This window comes from Colwellia marinimaniae (assembly GCF_002207865.1).
Lineage (GTDB): Bacteria > Pseudomonadota > Gammaproteobacteria > Enterobacterales > Alteromonadaceae > Colwellia > Colwellia marinimaniae.
Genome location: NZ_BDQM01000022.1, coordinates 57,845 through 64,378, shown reverse-complemented (window position 1 = coordinate 64,378; position 6,534 = coordinate 57,845). Strand labels below are relative to the sequence as shown.

Genomic DNA, 6,534 nt, shown 5'->3' with positions numbered 1-6,534 from the left:
TTCTTCAATCAATGCCTTACCTAAAGGCGTTTCTAATTCCAGCTGAATCCTGCATCTTGAAGTAACATGGGTATATAGTAACGAAATAGTATTTTACCGTGAATCGACGTGACAACCAACAAAAACTATAGCCATAACAATAACAAAGTTAGTGCGCAGGCTATGACAAGACGGCTGAGCTAGCTAAAGTCGCGGGCTAAGGACATTAGCGGCTAAACCAAAATGGCCGTAAATCGTCAACATAGCTCTGTTTACTTATACCTCCTTCATCGATAGTGACAATGATCTGGCCTAAATCAGCGCTATTTAATAAGACAATATTACCATCAAGATAACGTTGGCTAACACTCGCTACCGGCATATGCCAACGATTTAAGTAACCGGCACTGACTAAGGCAATTTGTGGCGATAACTGACGAAGAAAGGCCTGACTCGATGACGTTTTAGAGCCATGGTGCGGTACTTGTAAGATATCAACACTGAGCTGAGGATAAAGTTTAAGGAGTTGCCGTTCCACTTTTGCGGATATATCTCCAGTCAACAGCAGTTTATTGCCGGTTGAGTCCGTAATTAAAATGACACAAGAATCATCATTTTTTTGCCTGCCAATATTTTTTTTGCCAACCTTACTGGCGCCATCCGCGGAAGAAATCGGCGTAAGCGGCCATAAGATGTCAAACGCTAAACCTTGCCAAGTAAAACTCTGACTTGGTTGGCACGGTATCAGTGGCGTATTACTCAGGGTTGCCTTAGTGCTAGTTAGATTAATCGTAGCCGGGTTATTGGCAGTGGTAATAGCCATGGTAGCCTTAATGATGCTGGCATCATTACTGATAACTTCATCAATGCTTATATTCTCTAGCAGATTTTTTAACCCTCCAGCATGATCGTTATCACTATGACTTAATATGACTTTATCAAGGGTCTTAATCGCTGAATATTGCAGATATGGCAGTATGACTGCTTCACTGAGGGTAAAGCCACTGGGATAAGCCGCGCCAGTATCATATAAAATGGCCCGTTTATTACGTTGTATTAACACAGCTAAGCCCTGACCGACATCAAAAAAAACCACTTGCCAGGGGGTGAAATTAGGGGTTACAGCTAAGATCATGCCATTATCTTGGCCGCTTTGCTCTGCCAGTAACAACGGTACTTGTAACAGTGCCTGACTAACAGGGTGTGACCTTAACATTGCTAAACTTAATACTGAAAAAAGCACTAAAACAAGCACTGAAACAAGCAAGATAGCTATGCCTTGCTTGACTCGCCTAGACCAATAAAAGCATGACAGGTAGAGCATAAAAAAACCTAGTATAGCGAGCAACAAGATAGACATTTGTTGGAAAAATGACAAAGGAATAAGGGCATAAGGCTGCTTACTGAGCCATTCAAGGTAAGACCAAAGCCAAGTTAATGACTGCAACGATATCATCATAAACCATAGTGACAATTGTTCACTTAATGGCATCAGCATTACGGATATAAGCGCACTAGGTATACTGACAAAGCTCATCCAAGGCACGGCAATAATATTGGCCAGTAGACTAACCAATGACACCTGCTGAAAAAACAAAGCGCTAATAGGCATTAACATAACCGTTAGCGCTAGTTGAATAACAAAGAGCCCTTTAAAAAAGCGCCACAGTGGTGAGCCTTTAGTTAGCCAAGATTTAAATCGCCATAGCGAAACAAAAATAATAGCCACCGCATAAAAAGATAACCAGAAGCTGGCTGTGAATAAACTAAAGGGGCTGACAATCAATAAAAAAAAGACTGTTACTAACATTAGCCGTTTCGCCGATAACTTTATCGCAACTAAACGACTAAACCAGTACAGGTTTAACATGATCAAAGCACGTTGTGTTGGCAAGGAAAAGCCCGCCAAATAGGCATATATTGTCGCCAACAAGATACTCATGGCAATGGCAAAATAACGAATATTTAGCCCTTGCCAACGAGAATTTTGCAAAGGCAGATAGTTAAAAAAAAGCATCACTAGAAAAAAGGCGCTACCCGCGAGTAAGCCAATATGTAAACCAGAAATAGCAATAAGGTGACTGGTACCCGTCGCTTGTAGCACCTGCCAATGTTCGGGGTTAAGTAAACTGCGTTCACCAAAAGCTAATGCCAATAAAATAGGGGTAAGTTGATGTGTTGGTGTTAGGCTTTGATATTGCTGAAATAGCTGTTGCCGGATAGTGACATCGGCTACAAGTAGCTGATTTTCACTTCCCTGGTTAAAACGTTTTATACCGTGTTTGCTACTTTTTCTCGGATTAACGACATAACCTGTGGCAACAATATTGTTAGCCTTAAGCCAGCTTAAGTAATTAAATGTGCCGATATTGGCTAAACCATGGGCAGGCTTGAGCTTAACGTTAAGCATAAGCCTTTGCCCTTGAGCGACAGCTATAGTCGCATTCTGCCAACTTAGCCGGATAATAAAGGGCTCGCTAAGCTGCAGTTGATTTATTTTACTGATACGAAAATTAAAGCGTGTAGTCAAAGCAGTTATTGGTTGAGTTGACGTTGCTGCTATCGTTTCGTTGAGCTTTTCAGTGCTATTAACCTGTAAAGTAAGTACTTGACCCGCAACAACAAATAACTGTTTTTTTTGCATTTTCTCAATCAAATCGCTTGGTAACTGATGATGATAGAGGTAAGCTTGTCCCAAGAGCCAGCAAGCACCAAACCATATCCCAGAGCTAGAACGTAATCTTTTATGGCAATAAAAGCCAATAGCGAGACAAAGAAGTAAAAATAGCTGAAAAATCGCTGGCACTTCCGGCAAAAATAGGGACAATATAGCACCAAGAAAAAATGTCAGTAACCACCAATCCATAGTGATAAAAATCCTTTTATGTTTTGCGGTTAAATTCTGGTGCTAACACCTTGCTGACATTCGCGCTTGCTATACTTAGCTGTTAAGAAGTGTAGTGAATAGAATAGATTAACTAAACAGAGTAAATACATTATTTACCACACTACTTTCTAGTCAGGGACCTATTGACGTATATGCCAAAAAAAACCATTAAACGTATGATGCCAGATCATCAAACGATCAAAGATAACAAATACCTAAAGATTTTTGGCAACTTACTGCACAATGCTAACCTTTGGCATTTAAATCGTCATTCGGTAGCCAAAGCCTTTGCTGTAGGTTTATTTTTTGCTTTTATCCCAGTACCTTTTCAAATGGTATTAGCAGCTGGTGCTGCCATTGTTGTTCATGCGAACTTGCCCTTAGCCATCACTTTAGTATGGCTGACAAATCCTCTCACCATGCCATTTATTTTTTATGCTTGTTACTTAGTGGGTACTTGGGTATTAGCCGAGCCTGAGCAGGCGTTTGCTTTTCAAGCAAATTGGCAATGGGTTATTGATAGTTTATCAACCATAGGGCCAGCCTTTTTAGTTGGCTGTGGTGTCCTTGCCGTTACTTTTTCTATTTTAGGTTATTTCGGTATTCAAGCCTTGTGGCGTTACCAAACTATTAAAGCATGGAAAAGTCGTCCGCACCGTTAAGTTATCATCGCTATAAATACAAAAATGCCAGCATTACTTTATAGAGAGTAATCTGGCATTTTTAGGCGTGATATTTTATAGATAAAAACAGCGCTACTCAACTGGCTCTTTGATAAGGCCAAAGTGTTGATAGGCTCTGTCTGTAACAATACGCCCGCGTGGTGTGCGCTGTAAAAAACCTTGCTGAATTAAAAAAGGCTCGATCACATCTTCAATGGTTTCCCGCTCTTCACCAATGGCAGCCGCTACATTATCTAAACCAACCGGACCGCCCATAAACTTATCAATAATAGCGTGTAGTAGCTTTCTATCCATGATATCAAAGCCTTCACTGTCAACTTCGAGCATATCTAAGGCCGCCGCCGCAACGTCTTGGTTAACTATACCGTGAGATTTGACATCGGCATAATCACGTACTCGGCGTAATAAACGGTTAGCAATACGCGGTGTGCCACGAGAGCGGCGCGCCACTTCAAATGCGCCTTGCTCGTCTATGGTTAAATTCAAAAAGTGTGCCGAACGCCGAACAATAGTTGCTAAGTCGGTAACATTATAAAACTCTAGTCGCTGGACAATACCAAATCGATCACGTAATGGTGAGGTTAATGCCCCTGCCCTAGTTGTCGCACCTATCAGGGTAAATGCGGGTAAATCTAATTTAATTGAGCGAGCAGCTGGCCCTTCACCAATCATAATATCTAATTGGTAGTCTTCCATCGCTGGATACAATATTTCTTCAACCACAGGGCTTAACCGGTGAATTTCATCAATAAATAGAATGTCATTTTCTTCTAGGTTAGTTAATAGCGCGGCTAAATCTCCGGCTTTTTCTAACACAGGTCCTGAGGTAGTACGTATATTCACGCCCATTTCATTGGCAACGATATTGGCTAAGGTGGTTTTACCTAAACCCGGCGGGCCAAAAATAAGCAAATGGTCTAAGGGCTCACCACGATTTTTAGCGGCCGGAATAAAGATTTCCATTTGTGCTTTGATATGCTGTTGACCGGTATAGTCTTTTAGCATTTTAGGGCGAATAGCGCGATCAACCCTTTCATCTTCTACCGATGCAATGGGTTCAATTAAGCGATCTGCTTCTATCATAAGTTACCTAAGTTCTAAAGTGTATTAGCGCATCATTCAAATGCGCTAAAGCTAAAAGATTATCAATCTGCCGAGTAAATCATGCTGCTAGTCCTTGCTAGAAAGTACACATGGATTCTCGACTAACTGAGACATCATGGGTAGACATTACACCATTGACTTTAACGCATCGCGAATAATATCTTCGCTAGACATGCCGCGATTATATACTGATTTAACCGCTTTATCCGCTTGTACTTGTTTATAACCAAGCGATAACAAGGCATTAATAGCATCCGTTTTATTATCGCTAATAAAGGTAGTCTCTTGGCTAAGATCAGCGGATAACTGCTCGGGTATAACACCATCCTTACTAACTAATTGCACCGGTTGTTGTGCCTGCCAATCTTTTAGACGGTCACGCATTTCAATGAGTAAACGTTCTGCTGTTTTTTTACCGACACCAGGGATTTTTACAATGGCGGCAATATCATCGTGACGAACACAAACCACAAATTGATCCGCAGACATGTTAGACAATACCGCTAGCGCCAATTTTGGGCCAACACCATTAACTTTTATCAATAAACGAAATAATTTTCGCTCAACCTTATTGGTAAAACCATACAGTAATTGCGCATCTTCACGAACGACAAAATGAGTATAGATAGTCGCTTGTTGCTCAAGTTCAGGTAAGGCATAAATACTGGTCATTGGCATGGTGACTTCATAACCGACACCAGCACATTCAATTAATATTTCAGGGGAGTTTTTTTCGACAAGCGTGCCACGTAAACGACCAATCACAACAAGTACCAAGGACTATTATTAAGGAAATAAATAATACCACTATATATTTATACAGTAAAGCATTCGCTAAGTGATAAAACGCCTTGGCCTTATTTGGCAAAACTCTTATAAAATCATTTAGCGTAAACGTCCTCTCACTGTTTTACTGGCTTGGCCAGCTAATCTGGCAATAGTGGTATGACTATGAGCATGACATATAGCCACCGCTAAGGCATCAGCCGCATCGGCTTGTGGTGTCCCTGGCAGCTTTAACAGAGTTTTTACCATATGCTGTACTTGACTTTTATCTGCTGCACCTGTACCTACTACCGCTTGTTTAATTTGCCTGGCTGAATATTCACTAATGGTTAAACCGGTATTGGTTGCGGCAACGATGGCGGCACCCCGTGCTTGGCCAAGTTTCAGCGCGCCACCTGGGTTTACCCCCATAAAAACTTGTTCAATGGCAAACATGTCTGGTTTAAATTGAATAATTATCTCAGAAATACCGGCAAATATAGTTTGTAGCCGTGAAGCTAACTCATCGCCCTGGCTGAGCGCCTTAATGCAGCCACTGCCCAGATAAGTTAACTGTCGATTTTCTTGTTTGATAACGCCATAGCCGGTAAAACGTGAACCGGGATCAATGCCTAAAATAATTTTCATTCAATACCTTAAAATCAGTTATACCTGTTTCATTAAGTTTGTGCTCTTGTTGTGCCTAGGGAAAATATATCAGGGCAAGGCGCTCGATTGAACAATAGCAGGCTATTGGGATTGAGAGCAACGCTGACATGACCTATTTTAACCAACACAAGTAAGCAATAATTTAACATGCCTATGTAGTTTACTCAGGAACTCTTTGTAAACGTCATCTTCGAAGTCTCTGATCGAAGATCCATTGCTCTTTATGCACTGGATCCCCGATTAAAACACCACGGGGATGACGATCCTTAGCCAAGTGCATAGGCATGTAATTTAATGAAATTGGTCTTATACCAAGCAGACTAATTTATTGCTCTGTTTGGTAATAAAGTGTGTAAACAAACTGCGTGTATAAAAAAAGCGTATTGACGGAAAACCCTCAATACGCTTTTTTCGTAACTACTAACCCTTTAATCGTCATCCTCGTGG

5 protein-coding genes are annotated in these 6,534 nt (G+C 41.1%); 1 reads left to right on the top strand and 4 read right to left on the bottom strand.

Going from position 1 to position 6,534, the window contains the following annotated elements:
• Positions 1-205: 205 nt before the first annotated feature.
• On the bottom strand, positions 206-2,845 hold the full coding sequence (locus tag MTCD1_RS12880; RefSeq protein ID WP_057181253.1) for a DNA internalization-related competence protein ComEC/Rec2: 2,640 nt from the start codon (positions 2,843-2,845) through the stop codon (positions 206-208).
• Positions 2,846-3,018: 173 nt separating this feature from the next.
• On the opposite strand from MTCD1_RS12880, the gene MTCD1_RS12875 reads away from it, so the two are divergent.
• Positions 3,019-3,528: a DUF2062 domain-containing protein gene (locus MTCD1_RS12875; protein ID WP_057181254.1), complete on the top strand. Its 510-nt coding sequence runs from the start codon at positions 3,019-3,021 to the stop codon at positions 3,526-3,528.
• A gap of 93 nt (positions 3,529-3,621) precedes the next feature.
• On the opposite strand, the gene ruvB is transcribed toward MTCD1_RS12875, so the two are convergent.
• The 3 genes from ruvB to ruvC all read right to left on the bottom strand — a co-directional run bounded on the left by ruvB (position 3,622) and on the right by ruvC (position 6,066).
• Positions 3,622-4,632: a Holliday junction branch migration DNA helicase RuvB gene (ruvB, locus tag MTCD1_RS12870; RefSeq protein ID WP_057181255.1), complete on the bottom strand. Its 1,011-nt coding sequence runs from the start codon at positions 4,630-4,632 to the stop codon at positions 3,622-3,624.
• 147 nt (positions 4,633-4,779) lie between these two features.
• The gene (gene ruvA, locus MTCD1_RS12865; RefSeq protein WP_057181256.1) at positions 4,780-5,418 is read right to left on the bottom strand and encodes a Holliday junction branch migration protein RuvA; all 639 of its coding nucleotides are present in this window, start codon (positions 5,416-5,418) and stop codon (positions 4,780-4,782) included.
• 120 nt (positions 5,419-5,538) lie between these two features.
• Positions 5,539-6,066: a crossover junction endodeoxyribonuclease RuvC gene (gene ruvC, locus MTCD1_RS12860; protein WP_057181257.1), complete on the bottom strand. Its 528-nt coding sequence runs from the start codon at positions 6,064-6,066 to the stop codon at positions 5,539-5,541.
• Positions 6,067-6,534 lie beyond the last annotated feature (468 nt).